Source organism: Brevibacterium renqingii (genome assembly GCF_017808095.1).
GTDB classification, from domain to species: Bacteria; Actinomycetota; Actinomycetes; order Actinomycetales; family Brevibacteriaceae; genus Brevibacterium; species Brevibacterium renqingii.
This window is the reverse complement of record NZ_JADBHG010000013.1, coordinates 1-18,892: the sequence shown is the minus strand read 5'-3', so window position 1 is coordinate 18,892 and position 18,892 is coordinate 1. Positions and strand designations below refer to the sequence as shown.

The 18,892-nt window shown below is 60.7% G+C and carries 17 protein-coding genes and 1 pseudogene; 10 read left to right on the top strand and 8 right to left on the bottom strand.

Features of this window, described 5'->3' with window-relative positions:
• Positions 1-42 precede the first annotated feature (42 nt).
• The 8 genes from IIE29_RS16210 to IIE29_RS16175 form a co-directional block, all read right to left on the bottom strand.
• Entirely contained in the window at positions 43-924 is an 882-nt protein-coding gene (locus IIE29_RS16210) for a type II secretion system F family protein (protein ID WP_209326334.1), read from the bottom strand.
• Positions 921-1,760, bottom strand: a complete 840-nt coding sequence (locus IIE29_RS16205; RefSeq protein ID WP_209326333.1) for a type II secretion system F family protein — start codon at positions 1,758-1,760, stop codon at positions 921-923. Before IIE29_RS16205 ends, IIE29_RS16210 begins: the two co-directional genes overlap by 4 nt.
• Positions 1,757-3,283 carry a TadA family conjugal transfer-associated ATPase gene (locus IIE29_RS16200; protein ID WP_209326332.1) on the bottom strand — a complete coding sequence of 509 codons (1,527 nt, stop codon included), beginning with the start codon at positions 3,281-3,283 and terminating at the stop codon, positions 1,757-1,759. The genes IIE29_RS16205 and IIE29_RS16200 overlap by 4 nt, the downstream gene beginning before the upstream one ends.
• The gene (locus IIE29_RS16195; RefSeq protein ID WP_023164811.1) at positions 3,280-4,104 is read right to left on the bottom strand and encodes a CpaE/TadZ family protein; all 825 of its coding nucleotides are present in this window, start codon (positions 4,102-4,104) and stop codon (positions 3,280-3,282) included. Before IIE29_RS16195 ends, IIE29_RS16200 begins: the two co-directional genes overlap by 4 nt.
• Positions 4,097-4,786, bottom strand: coding sequence for an SAF domain-containing protein (locus IIE29_RS16190; RefSeq protein WP_209326331.1), 690 nt, complete (start codon positions 4,784-4,786; stop codon positions 4,097-4,099). Before IIE29_RS16190 ends, IIE29_RS16195 begins: the two co-directional genes overlap by 8 nt.
• Positions 4,787-4,795: 9 nt before the next feature.
• A complete protein-coding gene (locus tag IIE29_RS16185) occupies positions 4,796-5,248 on the bottom strand; it encodes a hypothetical protein (protein ID WP_209326330.1) in 453 nt (150 codons plus the stop codon).
• Positions 5,249-5,481: 233 nt separating this feature from the next.
• On the bottom strand, positions 5,482-6,381 hold the full coding sequence (locus IIE29_RS16180) for a ParA family protein (protein WP_137825992.1): 900 nt from the start codon (positions 6,379-6,381) through the stop codon (positions 5,482-5,484).
• Positions 6,382-6,750: 369 nt separating this feature from the next.
• Positions 6,751-7,536: a hypothetical protein gene (locus tag IIE29_RS16175; protein ID WP_137210793.1), complete on the bottom strand. Its 786-nt coding sequence runs from the start codon at positions 7,534-7,536 to the stop codon at positions 6,751-6,753.
• Between the two features lie 561 nt (positions 7,537-8,097).
• On the opposite strand from IIE29_RS16175, the gene IIE29_RS16170 reads away from it, so the two are divergent.
• The 10 genes and pseudogenes from IIE29_RS16170 to IIE29_RS16960 all read left to right on the top strand — a co-directional run.
• Positions 8,098-9,246, top strand: coding sequence for a conjugal transfer protein (locus IIE29_RS16170; protein WP_209326329.1), 1,149 nt, complete (start codon positions 8,098-8,100; stop codon positions 9,244-9,246).
• Between the two features lie 15 nt (positions 9,247-9,261).
• Complete coding sequence (locus IIE29_RS16165; RefSeq protein WP_209326328.1) at positions 9,262-9,603, top strand: hypothetical protein; 342 nt, start codon at positions 9,262-9,264, stop codon at positions 9,601-9,603.
• A complete protein-coding gene (locus tag IIE29_RS16160) occupies positions 9,600-10,199 on the top strand; it encodes a hypothetical protein (RefSeq protein WP_209326327.1) in 600 nt (199 codons plus the stop codon). Before IIE29_RS16165 ends, IIE29_RS16160 begins: the two co-directional genes overlap by 4 nt.
• A 1-nt stretch (position 10,200) precedes the next feature.
• Positions 10,201-12,792 (top strand): ATP-binding protein, encoded by a 2,592-nt coding sequence (locus IIE29_RS16155; RefSeq protein ID WP_209326326.1) that lies wholly within the window; start codon positions 10,201-10,203, stop codon positions 12,790-12,792.
• A 2-nt stretch (positions 12,793-12,794) separates the two neighbouring features.
• Entirely contained in the window at positions 12,795-14,894 is a 2,100-nt protein-coding gene (locus tag IIE29_RS16150; RefSeq protein ID WP_209326325.1) for a hypothetical protein, read from the top strand.
• 3 nt (positions 14,895-14,897) lie between these two features.
• Positions 14,898-16,010 carry a M15 family metallopeptidase gene (locus tag IIE29_RS16145; RefSeq protein WP_246476014.1) on the top strand — a complete coding sequence of 371 codons (1,113 nt, stop codon included), beginning with the start codon at positions 14,898-14,900 and terminating at the stop codon, positions 16,008-16,010.
• Positions 16,011-16,044: 34 nt separating this feature from the next.
• The gene (locus tag IIE29_RS16140) at positions 16,045-16,608 is read left to right on the top strand and encodes a hypothetical protein (protein ID WP_209326324.1); all 564 of its coding nucleotides are present in this window, start codon (positions 16,045-16,047) and stop codon (positions 16,606-16,608) included.
• A gap of 347 nt (positions 16,609-16,955) precedes the next feature.
• Positions 16,956-17,654 (top strand): TnsA-like heteromeric transposase endonuclease subunit, encoded by a 699-nt coding sequence (locus tag IIE29_RS16135; protein ID WP_209326323.1) that lies wholly within the window; start codon positions 16,956-16,958, stop codon positions 17,652-17,654.
• Positions 17,638-18,231: a COG3415 family protein gene (locus tag IIE29_RS16965; protein ID WP_246476013.1), complete on the top strand. Its 594-nt coding sequence runs from the start codon at positions 17,638-17,640 to the stop codon at positions 18,229-18,231. The genes IIE29_RS16135 and IIE29_RS16965 overlap by 17 nt, the downstream gene beginning before the upstream one ends.
• Before the next feature lie 192 nt (positions 18,232-18,423).
• Positions 18,424-18,892: pseudogene (locus IIE29_RS16960) on the top strand (hypothetical protein); the annotation flags it as partial.

The following is an 18,892-nucleotide window of genomic DNA, read 5'->3' as shown; positions in this document are numbered from 1 at the left end:
GGAGAGCGGGGGATCTGACATCGTCATCCAGATTCTTTCTGCTCAGGCGGTCAGGAGGTTTATGAGCGATGGTCCAACGAGGATGAGCACGAAGACGATTCCGAGGAGTGTCATGGGGATCGTCATTCGCTCGGTGGCTTCGTTCGCGGTGACTGATTCGCGGTTGAGGATCCCGAGGCGCTGTGTTCGTCCCTTGGCTCGAAGTGACTCGTAGACGACTGACCCCTGCTCGGCGCCGACTCGCATGATGTCGGCGAGCTCGGTCAGCTCGGGAACGTCAGAGTCCTTGGCGAGGCGGGTGAGCCCCACCCACGGCTGTTCCGAGGCGAAGCGTGAGCGGAAGTTCGCGTTCTGCAGACGCTCGAAGACCCAGGAGTTTCCGCTTTCGGCTGCAACTTCAAGGGCTTGTGAGGGGCTGAGCCCTGCCTTGGCGGCCATCCCGGTGAGCTCGATGTAGGTCGCGACGGTGAGGTGGAACTCTTCTCGAGCATTGGCCGCTTGCTTGCTGAGGTCGAAGTCGGGGAGAAACCATCCGAGGAGTGCCAGTGGCAGGGACAGCAAGGTGATCTGAGGAATGGGTACCCCGATGACCCAGAGCGCGGCACTGACGAAGACTGGGGCGATCAGAAGGGCCCCGGCAACGGTGACCTTCTTGGTCAGGTGAGCAGCGTAGCTGGTGCCGACGATGTCGAGATTGCGGGTGGGCATGTGGGCCAGCAGAAGCGATGGAACGTGAGTGTAGAGCCACGACTCGATCTGGGCCTGCTGGCCGGTGGCCTTCGTATCGGAGTGGCGGCGGTCGGTGCCGCTGAAGTTCTTCATCGCTGCGCCGAGATCGGGAGTCGACGGTAGCAGCCGCCAGAGGAGGACTACGACCCCCAGAGCAATGCAGGCGCCTGAGGCGAGGATGAGTGGTGTGCTCATGATGCTGGTCCTTCCAAAATTCTGGGGGCCGGCTTGTCCTTGGCGATGTTCTTCATCCAGAGAAGCAGGAGGATGAAGCAGCCGATGAGGACAGCGAGGATGGCCTGTCCGGAGGCTGTTTCGGCGTAGGGGGCGAGGTATCCGGTGAGAGTGAAGCCGGCGAGTCCGGTAGCAACGATGATGGTGACCCAGCGAGCCGTGGACCGTGGTTTGGCCCTGTCGGCTTCGATCGTGCGGCGTGCCTGCGCCTCTTGCGCGACAATGCTGGCAAGGTCCTCAAGAGCGTCTGCCAGGCCGGGGCCGCGCATCGTCGTCGACATGGTCAGCACAGCCACGATGAAGTCGGCGGTGGGGTCGTCGAGCTCTTCCGCGAAGGCGGTAAGTGCCTGTGGAGTCGACCATCCCGCATCCATTCGTTGAATGAGGTGTTGCAGCTCGCTCTTGATCTCATTCGGCGCGGTGGAATAGCTGGCGGACAGTGCTTGTTCGATGGTCGCACCAGTGATGGTCAGACCGGTGAGGGTGCGGGTCCAGGCTTCGAGGGCTTCCAAGCGCTGGATCCGGTACCTTCCGTTTCCCCCACCGAGGAGATAGGGCACGCCCACAAAGGCCAGTGGAGTGATGATGACAGCGAGGACGAGGCCGGTGATCATGGCGATGATGATTCCGATGATGAGCCCAGCCCCGATCAGGACCAGCGTCTTCTTGCGCGCACCCGGAAGCGTGGATCGGGCTGTCTTCTTCCGGAGTGGTGAGACTCGGGTCGAGAGGACTGCCAGCAAGATTCCCGTGAGAATTGCCGCAGTCGACAGGGAGGCGATGAGGGCTGTCATCATGCGCTCCTGGTGAAGAAGTTCTCGGGTAGCCCAGCCCAGCCCAGTTCCTGCTTGACGGAGTCTGAGGGTGGGTGTGTGAGCTCTGCCGTGTAGGTGCGGCCGATGGTTTCGAAGATCGGATTGATCGTGGCACGGACCGGATCCGCGGAGGTCGGTACGACTTCGACGATGTCGGACAGCCACCTGTGGAGGACGTTCTTGTCGTCGATGACTTTGCGGACGTAGACAATGAAGTCGATGTGCGCCGCGATCTCGGAGTGCACCCATTCAGGGTTGACGTTGCCGGATTTGAGGGCCAGCCCTGCCATACGAGAGATGGCATCCCCGGCGCTGCGAGAGTGGATGGTGGACAGGGAGCCGGCGCCGGCCTGCATAACCTGGAACATGGCGTTGATTTCGCTTCCCAGGACTTCACCGACGATGACGCGCTGTGCACCAAGGCGCATGGAGTCTTCGACGAGATCGTCGGCAACGATCTCACCGGTACGTCGGCCTGTGACGTCGACCAGGCCCGCTCCAGGTTGGGCTTCGAGGCTCGTGGCGATCTGGTGGTGTCCGGTGAGGTCGAGGTGCAACTCTCTCTCCCCCTCGATGGTGACGAGAGGTTCGGCGGGGTCGAGGGCGTTGGCCAGCGCGCGCAGGAGCGTGGTTTTGCCGACGCCTCGGTCGCCGGCGACAACGATGTTCTTGTGAGCTCGAATGGCTGCACGGAGGAAGTCCGTGGCGCTGTGGGTGAGCATCCCCGTGCTGGCGAGAGACTCGAGGGTGGCACCGACCGTGCGGTGCATTCTTAGTTTGACGCTGACTCTGCGGGCGATGGGTGGGTGTTCGGCGGTGAGACGAACATGGGTACCCAAGGCCAGGCGGAGGCGGGGGTTGGCGCGGTCAAAAGCTCGGCCCTCTTTCGTGGCGAAGTATTGGACGAGGGCGATGAGATCGGTGTCGGATTCGGCCAGGGGCTCGAGCCACCGTTCGGGAGTGCCGTCCCCGCGGATGATCCACACGTTGTCGATGCCGTCGATATGGACATCGGTGATCGTCTCGTCATCGACGAACCTCTGGAATTGGGCGAGGCCGAAGATCGCATCGAACACGGCCTGGTGCAATCTGAAGGTGAAGCCGTCTGACCAGTTCTCCCCTCGGCTGATGGTGTCTCGGCGACGGCTTTGGACGGCGTCCTTGATGATGTCCTTGGCCGCGTGCTCGAGCTCGGCCCGGTTGGTCTCTGCGAAGACTTCCCCGAGGCTGGCATTGGTATGTCCGAAGCGGGCGGCGAGGGTTTCAGAAGCGCTGATGCGCAGCTCGGTGACGAGTTTCCAGTCGATGGGTGTGGAGTCGGTGTAAGCCGATTCCGATTCGCGAGTAGCGACGACCGGGACTGCACGAGGCGGTGCTGCGGGCGGGCGTGCGGCTGCAGCAAAGTGAGGGTTCGGTACAGTCGCCGACGCCGGCGCCCGGCGGGTGGTGAAATCGGGGATGCTGTCGAGAGTCGGTGCAGCGGGATCTTCGTTGCGGGGAGTCACAGGGCATCGGCTCCTTCCGGTGTGACGATCTGGGCATCGCGTTCGTCGCGGGCTTTGATCGATGCGTGCAAGGACTGAGCCGACCGCAGGAGCGGTGATTTGCGGATGGCCTTGCGCCGGTCTGCTCGGCTCTCGGCGAGGTCACGGGTGTGATGGGAGAACGCCATCGCTGTCTTCAGATCGTGCTTGACCCTCCCCCACACGGGCACTCCGATGCGGTGAGCAATCTCCCGGTCGGAGTAGTTCACGATCCCCGGTTGCTCTACGAGGATCAACCCCAGCCGGCTGTCGATCATGTCGGGGGGAAGGAGTTCGTCTAGGAAGGCGAGGGCTCCTTGGAGCGCGAGAACGTTGGGTAAGGTCGCCTGGCAGACGATCGCGAGATGAGAGACAGAGGTCAGGAGCCCCTGCCTGCGGTCCTGAGGGGAGAGTCGACCGAAGTCAATGATCGGAGTGACTCCCCCAGACATGGACCGTGTCCAATCGCCGAGAGTGGACCACACGGTGTGGTCGATTCCTTTCGCCGCGGTGGGGTCGTAGAGGCCTGGCATCAGGTACTGGCGACCATCGGAATCGATCTGCAGGACCTCTTCCCACAGGTCCTTGGGTTCGAGGCGATGAGTGCTTGATTTCATTGCGAGCTCGAGGATCCCGCGGTCGGGGGCGACTGTGCCTTGGAAGTAGCCCGATAGGATCGCTGAGGACCGCGACGTGTCTGCTTCGACGATCAGAGTGCTGGTCGTTGCGGTGTATGACATCGCGAGTGCGAGTGTGGTGACACCGGGGGCGCCTGCGATGCTGCTGAGTCCGATACTAGGCATCGTCAGAGCCTCCGCTCTCTTCACCGGGCGCATCGAGGATCAGCGCAATCGTTTCGGTTGACGCTCGGGCCGCCAGTTGGGGTGCGTCATCTGTGGAGACGAGCACGTCGACAAGCACCTTGCCGGACTGGTCGATGGTGCCGGTGGAGAGCACCTGCGCTGTCGTGGCCAGGGGCTTTCCTTCTGGCAGATCTCCTTGGGCGCCCGGGGTATCGACGATGCGAACAGCGTCACCGGCTGTGAGATCAGTGCTGGGGAGCTGGCCAGGTGCCAAGGACAAACCGACGACGGTATATCCCTTGGGAGGCGTGACGTTCGAACCGATTGACTCTGGGGTGATCAGTGAGCCCTTGGGTATGTCGACGAGAGCCTTCTGGCCGACGAGGTCCTGGATGGACTCAGCGGAGACGAATCCTCCGGCTTGGTCTTCGGGGATGTCGAATGCTGTGACGTCTCCGCCTTCGATAGTGTCTCCACGCTTGAGGGTGTCGGTGACTGCGACGACCTGCGTGGCGTTCGTGAATTGATTGGTCACGAAGTACACGCCGAGAGCACCGAGGATGATGAGCACCACGGCGCCGGCGACGTAGGTGAGATTCACTCTCTTCTTCGCCTTCCGAGCTGGGACCTCGGGGCTGGGGTTGGGTGCCTCGGTAGGACGGGGAGGCACTTCGGTGGTCATGCAGGGTCCTTACTCTTCATCGGTGATTGGGTAGTTGAGGTAGTGGCGTATTGCGGTGGTGATGAGCACGTTGCGTGATGGTGCGTTGAACTCTTCGACCAGACCGTCGAGGATGGCTGCGTTCGTCTTGGTGATCCGGAACTGGAGGTCGCCGTAGTCCTTCTTGTGGGTGGTGCGGGCGCGAGCCTGCGTCCCTGCGCGTTGGAACAGTGAAACCGTGGGGGTTTCCACGGGACGGGAGACGATCTGCCCCAGGATTTCGTCGAGGACGGGGTAGGCGACTTCGACCGCGGTGAAGGCCAGGCCCGGGTGGGTGGCACCTTCGGCCTTGGCGCGGCGTTTGAACTCGGCACGCAGATCGAGCGGCATGTAGAGAGTCACCAGCTCGGTGACGCGCTCTTTGCTATCCGACTGCGGCACCTCGGTCTCGTCATGAGTGGGCGTGGGCTCGGGCGGTTCCACTCCCCCGGTGTTTTCGGCCTTGCGAGGTCGGCTTTCTGTTGCTCTCTTCGTTCTCGCCTTTGTCGGTGTCTTCGGTTTGTTCTCGTGTGTGGTTTCCTCACCTGCAGATTCGGGTTTCGGCGCAGGAGCGGCTGCCGGGGCGGGCTGTTCGTCTTGTGCCGTCTTCTTCAGCATGGCGAAGGCGTTGGTCTGGTGTGTAGCTGGTGACCGATCTCGGCCGAGTCCCTCGGTGCTCATGCCTGGACTCCTTCAGCTCGAGCAGCTTCTTCTTCTGCGTTGGCCAGGGCCCGCACGATCTCCTCGGCGAGCCGCTTGTAGTCGTCTGCGAGCCCGATGACGCTCTTGGTGAGGTCAGAGGCGTCATGCTTTTCGATCAGAGCTTGTGCGAGTTCGGCAACGAGCTGTCCGCGTTCACGGCTGGCTCGGGCTGGCGACTCTGCGTATCGAATGAAGGTGTCGAAGACCGGGGCGACGTCGCCGAGGACTCCTTCGAGGTCCTTCCTCGCGTTGCCGACAATGCCGGATGCTGTCGATCGTCCTGAAGTGCCGAAGATGAGTGCTCCGAGCACGGTGAGGTTGGGGTTGTGCTCAGCGATCCGACCGATTCGTTGTGCGAGTCGCGTGAGACCGTCGATGGATTCGGAATCTGTGCGGGTTGGAATGAGGAGCCAGCGGGCGGCGAGGAGAGCCTGGTCCATGAGGACTGGTGAGTTCGGTGGCGTGTCGATGAGGACCACATCGTACCGAGGTGCCAGAGGTGCAAGAGTCTCGGCGAGCTGGGTGCCTACAGAATTACGATTCCGGGACTGGAAGAAGTCCGCAAGGTCTCCAGTGTGGTCTCCGGCGGGGATGACATCCAGGTTCGGTCGAACGTTCTTCAATGGCTGCAGTTCTTCACCGAACGAAACTGCCTTGTAGAGGGTTGCGCCGTTATCGCCGAGGCCGGCTGATTTGAAGCCAAGGTCAGCTCCGACGCTGCCCTGGGAGTCGAGATCGATGAGGCAGACCTTGAAGCCGTTCGAGGCAAGAGCGCCGGCGGTATTCGTCGATGTGGAGGTCTTGCCCACTCCCCCCTTCTGATTCATGATCGTGACGACGCGCCTGAGTGCGTTGGTCTGTGCCGCGGTGAGCATTGGTGTCCTCCCAGGATCTAAGGCTGTGTGCGGTGATGTGGGTGTATATCACCACATATATTAAAACATGTTGGGGATGATTGAAAGCAGCACCAGAAACATGGTGTGTAAGCCAAAGCAAGGGCTATTCATGCAGACGCATTGAGACCGTGCCAGAAAACTGGGGGACATACCAGAGGTCTGGCAAGATAACCAGAATCCGACAGACGCCACCATGAATAGCCAGATATATGGCTATATCACCAGAGTCAACAAGATATAACAAGATATAGCCCGGCGCGGCCGGAGGGGGCCAGTGTAAGCAAGATGTCAGGGTGCATAGCCAGTGACCGCCAGAGTACGCAGGGGGCGGCCACATGCAGGCAGGTGTCAGGAGATGTTGTCCTGCTTGATGTGGTTGGCGAGGGCGGACTGGAGGCGGGAGAGCAGCCGGTGAACCCGCTGGTACAGGGCATCACGACTGATTCCGAGGCGAGCCGCGAGTTCGATGCGAGCTTCATGGCCGGTGTGGGTGAGGTAGTAGGCCCGGACAAGCTCAATGTTCGCTGGGGTGAGGACGTCCTTCTCCTCAGCCCAGGTGAGGATGACGTCGACCTGTGCGGCAGCGGAGCGCGAATCGGTGTGCGGGGAGTCCTCAAAGGCTCTGTAGGTGTGGATTTCGTCGGGGGAGAGGCAGCAGGTTTCGTGTTTGGCGACCTTGCTGACGGTGTAGGGGACCGCGTGCTTGAGCATGCCCATTGCGAAGTTCGCGACGACCTTGGTGGAGAGGGCGAGGTTGTAAGTGCCGATGGTCTCCCAGGTGGCTGCGATGACATGTGCGTACATGTCGTTGCGATCGGTGTACTGGGCCTTCACCGAGGGGTGGTCGACCAGGCGGATGATGCGCGGGGCGAAGGCGGTCAGGATGCAACGGCCGGCAAGGGAATGCCCCGCCTGGGCGAGTGAGATGAGGCTGTGGAGGATGGCGTCGGCTTCGTTGCGGGGGAGTGTGGAGATCCGGAAGGGGATCTCTGCGAGCTCGAAGCCTCGCAGTGCCGGGTACTGGGCGGTCCATTCGTCGAAACGGTGTCGAGCTGCGTCGGAGTAGCGCCGTTCATTCCACTCTTCAGTGAGTTGGCGCAGAGAGTGCGGGGTGGTGGAGATCGTGCGTGACATGGGTGGCTCCTTGTTCGTGATGTGGTGCCACCCACGCTCCTCAGCCGCTCTCGGCTGGATTCTCGATTGTTGCGAAGTGTTCAAGGGACATACCACGCGATCCGGTCTCGTTTAACGGCATCGTTCCTGGTCAGAAGGCATGAAATCTGAGCGAAAAATTCTGGAGAAAGTTCTGCCACTGGTGTCAGATCTGGCCATTTCTGAGGGCTTATATCGGTAAAGGCCCGCCAGAGGAGGACTGATGACATCCGCGAATATCCCGGATATGGCGCTCACCGTGACCGCAGAGCAGAGGCTCAAGGAACTCGCTCAGGCGGTTGTGGAGCGCCCCTGGTCCTTCGCGTGTCAAGACGCTCTGTCGAACTTTCTGCAAGAGGATCTCCCGTGCGCTCGAGAAGCGGCTCATCGCATTTTGGCTGCGGAAGGAATCCCCGCAGTGACCAAAGCCAGCAGGATCGACGAGGTTTCCTGCACAAAACCAGCCAGTGGAGGCGGGACTCAAGGTGATGTGGCTCCTTCCGGGCCCGCTTCCACTGTGCTGCACAACGAGGAGGGAACATCATGCTCGGACTGCTGACGAAGACGAAAACGACCGAGGACACGGCCGATGATGCAGATGGTGTCGATGCAGGGGAGGAGCAACGTCGACCGCGGCGCTCCCGAAAGCAGCCGTTTCAGTTTCCGCAGGTCTTCGCGAAGAAGGCCGCGAAGAAGACCGCTGAGAGCGATGAAGAGGAACCACCGGCTGGCCGGGTGATGGTCTCTACCCAGCACAATGCGTGGATCCGCAGAGCTGTTGGGTACACAGTCATTGCAGCCATCGCTTGCGGGCCAGTCGCCCTCGTTCAGGTTCTTCAAGACGAGCCGGCCCCGCCTCCTCCGGCGGTAGAAGCGGGAACTGATGCGGCCGCACTGACTGAGCACGACCGTGCCGGCGCCTTCGGTGTCATGGTGGTCTCTAAGTGGCTGACCGCTACCCGCGCAGATTCTGACTCACTTGGACAGTACTTCGCGGATGCATCGACTCGAGGTTTTGAGACCAAGGCGATGGAGATTGCTCGTCCGTCTGTCGTCAGCGCTACGAAAAGCGAATCAGGTTTGTGGTCTGTCGTCGTTGCCGTGGACACAAAGTCCACCGAGAAGGTCAAGGGTCAGGACGACAAAGTCACATGGACCACCCGCCATTTCGAGATTCCCGTACACGTGGAATCCAGCGGTGAGGCAATTGCTCAACGGGCACCGTCGATGGTGTCTCTGCCATCTCCGGCACCCGGCACGGCGCCTGCTTACGGTGAGGACCTCAATGCCACTGGTGCCATCGCTGTGATGAGCGGCGAATTCCTCAACGCCCTGTTGGCCGGCGACGGAGACGTGTCCCGGCTGACAACCCCAGGAAGTGACATCGCTCCGGTCGACCCAGCTGCGTTCACTTCGGTGACCGTCTCTAAGGTGCAAGCCACTGCCGTTGAGGTCGATGAGCCGACTGCGGGGGATGCCAACGACATTCTGGTCACCGCCGTTGGCAAGACCGCGGCTGGGGAAAGCATTCCGTTGCAGTACTCGATGAGCATTCTCAGCCGAGACGGCCGCTGGGAAGTCAAAGCCCTGACGCAGCCGCCCGCTATGGAATCACCCGATGAGGCTGACGTCTCACCCTCAGAGCCCCCGTCGACCCAGACAGGGTCGTCGGAACCCACCCCCACCAATTGAAAGGGATGACCCATCATGTACACCGATATCGCGAACCTCGCATACACGGCACCAGCCGTTGTGGCAGAGGGCGGAGTGACTGGCTGGATTAACGATCAGGTGGACGAGTTCACCGAGTCGTTCGACGGACTCCTGCTGCTCATCGCCTCAATTCTGTGCTTGATTATTGCTTTCCGCACTCGAACCGTGCTGGGAGCAGTGACCGGATTCGTTCTTGGAGTATTGGTCTACTGGGGCGGAACCAACATCGACTTCGGCAAGGACAAGGTCGAGGAACAGGTCATGGGCACCCCCTCGTCGGCAGTGCTGATGATCGATGCAGCTGGGGATCTGCCAACGGTGGTTGATGTGGGATGAGCACGACGGATCGCCAGCAGACACCCGAGGTTGCGAAGTTCTTCAGTCAAGCTCGTCGAATTCCGATGCTTATCGGAAAAATGCCCGATGGGTCGAAGATCTGGGGCGGACCCTATACCGTTTACCAGCTCATCGCTCTCGTTATCGCTGGAGCCGGACTGTATCTCTTCCACGGTATGTGGTCGACGGGAGCGATCCTTGCCGACCTGCTGGTTGGCGCAGTCATAGCCATATCTGCGGCACTTCTGGCCGGTCAGATCCCTCTCGACGCACGCAATCCAACCGCGTTGGTGTCGAGCTTCGTTAACGCTCTGCAGTCACCACGGACGGGGACATACCACGGGAAAGCGCCTCGGCTACGTCGACCTCACCGAGCGAACGTTGCCATCTCCGTGCAGCCTCTCTTCCTTGAGGCCGATGCACTGGTTGATGGGGATCCCGTAACCGAAGCACCTGCGGAGGCAGACGTAGCTGTTGAACCAGACCCGACACCCACAACACAGGACGAGCCTGTATCACCTGAACCGCAGTCCGTGACAGAGCTCCCACGGACGGGTCTCGAGAGGCTTATCGCCCAATCACAGAAAGTGAGCTGACATGTTTACCGGCACCTCAACCCTCTACGACACCTACGCCCATCTCCAAGGTAATCTGCTCTGGACTCACAACGGCTCTGTCTGGGCCATGTGGCGCATGCGAGGCGTTGCCTACGGCCTGAGGAGCAAACGCGACCGAAAGACCGTCAGGGATCTGCACAAAGTCATGATGCAGCAGCTGCGCGGTGAAGTTCTGCTCTTCGGTCTGACTACAGCAGAAGGGCCCGCGGGGGTTGTGCGCCGGATGATTGAAGGCATCGATCTGAACGAAGCTCCGGAGTGGGCAGCGGAGGTCGAGGCGACCTGGGATGTGCTCGAGGACGTCCCGATGGGCTCACGAGCCTTCTGGATGGCCGTGCCCCTTTCCAACCCCGGGTTGAAGATGATCACCGAACCGCTCAAGGCGGGAGTGAGGCAAGCCACGCGAGCCGCAGATCTCGGTTCTGGGCTGCCGCCGCAGGAGGACATCGCATTCCGCATGGGACAGATGCGGGAAATCGAGGACTTCCTCCCGAAAGCTTTCAACCCTCGCCGTGCCACGGTCTCGGACTACGTCTGGATCGCCCACCACTCTCAGTCCAGGGGGCTGTCCGTCGACTTCGCGGTACCCGGAACGCGGATGGGGATCAACGAGAGAACAGACGAGGAGACCATCCTCCACGCACAGCAGGGATCGGTAATTCCGACTCCTGTAATCGATGAAGGAGCTCAGTCAGACGAGACTGCTCGGACGGTGCACATCGCGAAAACCCGGCCTGTACTGAAAGTGACCCAGCCCGGCTCAGACGAGTCTTCCTATCAGACGCTGCTGGCCCTGTCAGGGGTTCCCGCTGGAGGCGTCGAATTTCCTGGATCCGAGTACCTGAACAGGTTGGATGAAACAGGCCTAGAGGTCGATTTTGTCGACCGGTGGAAGATCTCAAGCAAGGAGAACGCAGCGCGGAAGAACCGTTCGGCATCGAAGAAGGTCTACGAGCAGGTCGACCAGCGGGAAGGCGACCAGGCGGCCCTCGGCCGGACCGACCTCGACCGCTCGATGGCCGAGCAACGAGCATATGTGGCTGAGCTCGACTCGACTGAAAACGAGGTCGAGGTCGAGGTGACCTCAATCTTCGCGGTATCTGGCGCCGACGTCGCCAGCAGTAAAGCCAACGCCAAGGCATTGTCGCAATGGTTCAAGAACGTCTTCGAGTACAAACTGCATATGCCCATCGGCGGCCAAGAAGAGCTGTGGGACGCGATGCAGCCAGGCTCCGTTAGATCCCGACTCGTCCGTGACTACGCACAGCTGACGACCTCTCGAAACGCCGCCAGCAGCGTCCCGATGGCCATGAACGCACTCGGAGACGATATCGGGATGTGCTTCGCCCTCAACCGGAGCGGCGGGCGCAACAACATCGTCATCCTCGACCTGGAGGGTGCCTCGACCACTCTCGAAGTGTCAGCCTCGATCGGGATCGCCGGCGAGCTCGGCGCCGGCAAATCATTTTGCATGAAGAAGATCGTGGGAGGCGTCGTCGACCGCGGTGGCTCGGCCTTCATGATCGACCACTCAGACTCGGCGGAATGGGCGATCTATCTCAAATCGGTAGTCGGGTCCGAAATCGTCGACTTCAAGGAACCGGAACGATCGATCGACCCGCTGCGGATCCTGGGCCAAGAAGAAGGGGGAGAGGCACTCCAGTCCTTCCTCGCGCCCCTGCTGAGCCTGGACCTGCGATCGACGGACGGCACGGCCCTGTCCGAACTCCTCGACCCGGAATACCTCACCGCGTTCGGGATCGACTCGACGACGACGCTTCTTGAGCACATGCTCAGCGATGCGTGCGAAGTCGAGAACGCGAAGGCCATCGGCAAGAAACTGCGCAACTTCGCTCAGAAGAAGTTCGCCCGGGCGATGTTTGATGACTTGCTCCCGCCATTGGACATCAGAGCGCGTGCCGTCGTCGCGGCCACCCGCGGCGTGAACTTGCCGACAAAGGACGAGTTGCAGAGCGAGCATTTGTTCACTCAGATGCGGTTGGACAAGATTTTCGGCCGTGCGGTCTACGCCCTGCTGGCTGCGCTGGGTCGACGGTACTGCTTCGCCGATCGCAGCAAGCTGGCCATCTTTGGAGTCGACGAAACACATCACGTGACAGGGTCGCCTGAGGGCGAGGCCGAGATCATGACGTTCATCCGTGAGGGACGCAAGGCTCTCGCGAGCGTTCTTCTCGGTTCGCACGATCCCGAGGCCGACTTCGGCTCTGACACCCTACGTGGGCTGATTCCCACCCGGATTGTGATGCGCCATCGCGACGACAATCTCGCGAGGAAATCCCTCAAATGGTTGGGCTTCAACGAAACAGACGACACCTTCGAAGACTTCGTCAAAGAGCTGACAGAGGACACCTCGCCAGTCACCGTGCTGGAAAACGGTGAAGACGGAGTCGACGAAAACCGCCGCGGTGAAGGATTCATGCGCGATTCCCGAGGCCGTCCCGGCCGAATCCAAGTGCTCCCACCAGCCCGAAAAATCCGGCACATCGCGGCAAAAGCCTCCCCTGGCGAAGCAGCTCTGCGGGAGCAGCAAGAGATGCTCGCGGAGGTATGACCATGAACGCAATTACCTACAAGCTGCGCCAGCTCCGAAAAGTCCGCAGCACGCTCTCCAGAATCAGCATGTGGCTGCGGACCACGCGGAAGGGCAGAATCCTCCTCGGAATCGGGCTGCTTCAGATACTCCTCTGGACGGCCGGCCCAGCCGTGGCCGATGGCCTCGTGGACTCCCGATCTCCCGCAGCGTTCCTCCCCGGCTTCAACATGGAAGACTCCCACGGAGTGAAGATGGGCTGGTTCCTCGACCTCGACATCGACGAGGGAGGAATGACGAACTGGACCGGGTTCCTAGCCTTCACCATCACCAACCTGCTCTGGGTCTGCTACTGCTACATCATCAGCCTGCTGCTCTACTTCGCCAAGACGATCTTCAACATGGAGTGGCTGGACTGGATCACACCACCAATTCAAGACGTGGCTGACGCTCTGGAGAAGTTCATCGGCTCGATCGGATGGGTCGGTCTGTTCGGTGTGATCGCCGGACTGATCGCCGGCATCATGGCGCTGAAAGGTGCTTCCATCCGCGCCCTGGGACAGATCTTCATCGCGATGATCGTCGCCGGTCTGGCCACAGGAGTCCTCTCCAACCCGGTCTCGTTGCTGACAGGCGATGACGGAGCTCTGATGAATGCCCAGAAGTACGGATCCGAGGCGGCTGTGGTCCTGGTCGACCCGGAAGCAGCCACCGGAGACAGCGACCTCAACGTCGACAACGCCATCATCGCCCCACTGATCGACATCTTCGTTCGCCAACCACACCAGGTGCTCTCATTCGGTCAGATCGTCGACGGGACGGACTGCGAGGAGACTTACACCGAAGCAGTCCAGGGGGATAAAGCCAAGATGGGCATCAAGGACGGTGCTGATCCTCGTGGGGCAATGGGCGACTGCCACAAGCCGCTGAAGGAATGGGCCGACAACACGTCGATGCTCTCCGCCGGCCTCGCTGTGATGGTGCTGCTGAGCAACAGTGTGCTCAACTTCTTCCTTGGGGGACTCCTGGCACTGCTCGTCTGGTCAGCGATCATGGCGATGTGGGAAGCCATCAAATTCATGTTCACAGCTCCCGGCGGCGTGATCTCAGGCGGGATCCGCGGCCTCGCATGGCGCAACATCTCACACGCGGGCCTCGAATGCCTCTACGTTGTTCTCTTCCTCGTCTTCATCGCCGTCTACATCAATCTGACCAGAGACTTCTTCGAAACGATCCCCACCCAGGTCTACGTGATCAGGCAGATCATGGTGAACGTCTTGCTCATCTTCGGTTTGATCATCGCGTTCGTGATGCGCAGAAAGCTGAAGAAGCAAGGAAATCGCCTCGGCGATGCGCTCAACCAGATGACAGGCGGAGGGGCGATGCCGGCACCGGTCCAGGCCAGCCCGTTCAAGGCGATGGCTGCGGTCGAGGCGGTCAAAGGTGCAGCGAGCCTGATGGCCAAGTTCAAGGGCTCCGGTTCGGGATCGTCGGCACCAAACACGGTGCCCCGTCCGGTCTCGGCACCTGCCGGCAAGACCTCGGTCGCTCCCAGCGGAGGGCCGTCAGGGCCCAGCGCACCTCCCGCGCCGACGCCTTCTGCGCCCAGTAATCCGTCCAACTCCCCGGTGACTCCAACAGCGGGAGCTGCGGAAAAACAGGTGATTCCGTCTCCACAGCCGACCGAGCTCACGTCGACACCGCAGCCCAGCTCCCAGCCCAAGGTCGAGGAGAAGCCGAAGACCAAGGCGGGAGCGAAGGTCGCTCGCGGTGTTCTCAAGGGTGCGGAGGTTGCCGGCCAGGTCATGACCTACATTCCACCGACTGCGGCAGTGGGCAAGGCCGTCACCATCGGCACCACGACGATTGGCGCCGCAGATCGTGTGAACCAGCGCCTGAAGCAGTCCAAGGGAGGCTCCTGGCCCCACGGATCCTCGAGCAGGAGGGCCGGCCCATCAGTGGTCAACCCCCGCAACCACAATTTGCCCGGCGGCAAGCCGAAGCAGATGGATGCGATGGACAAGGAGCTGCAGAAGATGATCGCGGATGCAGCGAACGCGAAGAAGTCAACACCTCCCGTGAGCCCGAGCGCCAGCAAGGGCAAGGCTATGGCTTCGGTGTAGGCGATGGCCAAGTTGCTGTGGACCATTGCCGGGTCAATCTTCGCCCTCGTCGTCATCGTCGGAACTGGCGGTCTGATCATGTTTGTGCCGCTGATGGCTGGCTCCGGCGAAGACTCGGGTGGCGGTGATTGCTCCGCGGTGGTCGAGGGCGATGACGTAGTCAAAGACGTCACCGCGCCGATGCGCAAGAACGCCGAAGCGATCATCGTGGTTGCCGAGGAGGAGAAGATGCCCGAGGAGGCCGCGGTCGTGGCAATCATGGTGGCGATGCAGGAATCTCAGCTGGGCGCGGCTCCGGGGATTGACCAGCCCAACGGGGACGGCGATGCAGGGGTCTTCCAACAGCGTCAGAAGCCAGGCTGGTACGGCACACTCGAACAGGTCACCGACATCGACTACGCAGCGAAGATCTTCTACAAAGGTGTCGACATCACTCTGGAGGGGTTGAGCGAAGCTGAGAAGTCCGCGGCCGCCGGACCCGAGGGCTATCACATCCCAGGCCTGACCAACATCGATGGGTGGGAAGAGATGAAGCCAGGCACTGCTGCCCAGAAGGTGCAGCGATCTGCGTTCCCCGATGCCTATGACAAACACGAAAGCGTAGCTCGTGCCTTGGTCGGAGGCACCACGGTGGAGTGCGACGACGGTGGCGGTGGAGGCTCCGGTGACTGGGACGACCGTGACGGGAAGACCAAACCCGGCAAATGGGGAGGCTATGACAACGGCACAATCCCGCTCGAGGAACTCGACGAGATCCCATGGGCGAAAGGCGAGTATCTACGACCCGATGCGGCCGCTGACTTCAACAAACTCAATGCCGCGTTCAAAGCCAAGTTCGGATACAACATCGGCGTCACCGACTCCTACCGGACCTACGCCGAACAGGTGGAGCTGAAGAAGCGCAAAGGGAAGTGGGCAGCGACTCCAGGCACTTCAAATCACGGGTGGGCAATGGCCGTGGACTTGGGCACCGGCATCAACAATTTTGGTTCGAAGGAATACAACTGGATGAAAGACAACGCCACGAAATATGGATGGAAGCATCCGGATTGGGCCGAGCCGGGCGGGTCCCTGCCTGAGCCCTGGCACTGGGAGTACTGGGGCTACCCGAAGTGAGCAGCCAGACACTCATGGCCAGCGATAGGAAGTGATGACAGTGAAACCATGGTCCTGGAAACAGTGGACAGCATTGGGAGTCTTCGTCGTGCTCGTCGGGGTTCTCATCTTCAACGGGCTCCGCAATCGAGACGAGACTCGAGCCGCTCAGGAAGTAGAAGAGGCTCCTTCGGCGACTGCGACTCCGTCCGAGGAGCCCGAGTTTGATCCGGATGAGATTGACCGGCTGACAGAGGAGCAGGGTGAGAGCGGAGAACCGGAATCGGGCCCGGGCGACCTTCCCGTCGACGAGCCATGGTTCAAGACCTGGAAGCAGGCAGCCGAGCAGCTGGCGATTGCGTTCGTCGACACGAGCGGGGGACAAGAAGAGTGGACCGACACGATGAGCGAGATGATGACCGATCGTCTCGCTGAATCATATGAGTCGGTCGACATCCGCAACGTTCCACAGGGGACATACCAAAGCGTGGAGCTCGACGAACAGGCCTCCACTGCAGACGCCGTGTGGGTGACCATCACCTATGACACCTTCACGATGAAGGTGCGATTGCGGCACCACAATGAGCGGTGGTTGGCCGAGGAGATCGAACCCGTGTAGCAGTCGATCTGGCAGACGCACAGAGAGGGCCGGCACCCAGTCATCGGGGGTGCCGGCCCTCTCTGTGCTCTCGTGCGAAAGTGCTTTGAATCGTCATGCTTCGCCAGGGAGAAGCCTGGTGATGTCTGGGGATGAAGGGGAGGGAAATACTTACACATCTGGTAGATCTAATTTTGGCCTCTGCCCTCCGGAGCGAGCTCCGTTTGACCGAGTCAAAATCGAGTCTAGCAGGTGGTGTCAAGTGTGCGGCCGGATGTAGGTTCTCGGTTTTCGTGTCGGAATCTCAATTTCGTGTCGGTGGCGTGTCGGAGTTCTCAATTTCATGTCGGAGCGAGGAAGCTGGAGGCATGACAACGAAGTCGTTGTTTGAGACGGAACTGGTCTATCTCACCGAGGAGGGCTCCTCGGTCACGACGACTGTTGGTGCCGTAGACACGACCCGGCTTTCGAAGGGTCTACCGGTCCGATCGCCCAGATCCTATGCACGTCAGCGTCACTACCCAGGCCTGTTCTGGTCTGCGACAACGGGCGGCCACGTACCGTACGAGAGCCGGTTGGAACTTGACCGACTGTGGGTGGCTGACTTCGACCCCCGGGTTGTCTGGATCTCCGGCCAACCGATGTGGTTGAGCGGCCGCGACGGGCAAGCGATTCGTCGGCACGTCCCTGATTTCCTGCTGACTGGATCGGATGGTCGATCGACCGTAGTCGATGTGAAACCCGCCGAATTCGTCAGTCGACCGAAAGTTGCGGCTGTATTCGCCTGGACACGACAGGTCTGCGAAGCGGCAGGTTGGCGATACGAAGTGTGGTCCGGCGACGATCCCCGCCGTTTGGCGAACATCAAGGCACTCGGAGCAAGTCGCCGTCTCCCAATGTTCGGGCCACAGGACGTACGACAAATTGACGGAGCAGGCGGCATGTCGTTTGGTGACCGCTATCGGGCGTGGTCAGGGGAAAACGAAATTGACCTCGATGCCCCGCTGGGGACATACCAGCGTGCAGGAACAATATTTGAGGAGATCGCCGATGGCGTCGGTTGTTGAACTCTCGGTGGGCAAACGAGTGTGGTTCGAAGGCGACATGTGGGAAATCGCTTCCATTTCTGCAGCCGCCGCACAACTGTCTCGTGGCGACAAGTTCCGTTCGGTGGCAACGCTGTCGCTGTTAGAGGGCGCGAAAATCATCGGTGCCGATACTCAGGCTGCAGAAGATGAGTGGTATCAGCCTGCATCGAATATTGTGTTGAGTGATTTGAGTCCGGCTCAGCGAGCGAAGTTGGATCAGCGTGCTGCGGTCGTACGCCCATTGTTGGAGTATGACGGTGATGTCTCGTTGAAGCAGCGACTGCGAGAGGCTGCAGCCTCGGCGCATGTGTCGACGCGCACGTTGGAGCGTTGGATGACCGGCTATCGTAGCGGCGGTTTGGCTGGTCTTGCTGACAGTCGAATGACTGGACGCTACGCCACGGGTATCGACTCGCGGTGGGATGCTGCCTGCGCCGAGGTTCTGGCGGAATATACGGCTCGGTCGACTCCGACGATGGGAGTTGTCTTAGACAAGATCCAGCAACGGGTTGACGAGCAGCACGGACCGGGAGTGGTGGGCACTCCGTCTCGGTAGAGTGCGTATCGTCGGCTGAAGGAGCTGTCGAAGGGTCGACATGCGTTCGGCAGTGGGAAACAGCGGCGGTCAGTTGCCGATCGTCCCCGGGGCCCGTACGGCCGGTTGCGGGCAACGCGGCCGGGTGAGTATGTGGTTCTGGATACGACGCCGCTAGACGTGTTCGCGATGGAACCGGTCACTTTGAGGTGGGTGCCTGTCGAACTGACTGTTGCTCAGGACCTGTTCACTCGTTGCATTCTGGGTCTATGTTTGACTCCGGTGTCGACGACCGCAGCGGATGTCGCGAATGTGCTGTACCAATGTGTGACTCCACAGCCGAACGGTGATGATGACGGTGCGTGGCCGTTCCATGGAGTTCCGCGCAATGTGCTAATTGGTACCGAAGAGCCGGATGGTGTGTTTCAAGAGCGAGTCGCTGGGTTGCCGGCGTGCTTGCCGGAAGCGATCGTTGTCGATCATGGGAAAGTCTACCTGTCCTCTCATGTGACCTCAGCTTGCGCGCGGCTGGGAATCACGATTCAGCCGGCAATTCCTCACAAACCCACCGATAAGCCAACAGTTGAGCGGTTCTTCAAGACATTGTGTCAAGCCCCGGGTTTGATGGAGAGTTTTCTACTTGGAATTCATCGGCTCATTTACGAGCTACCCAGCTCGTGGC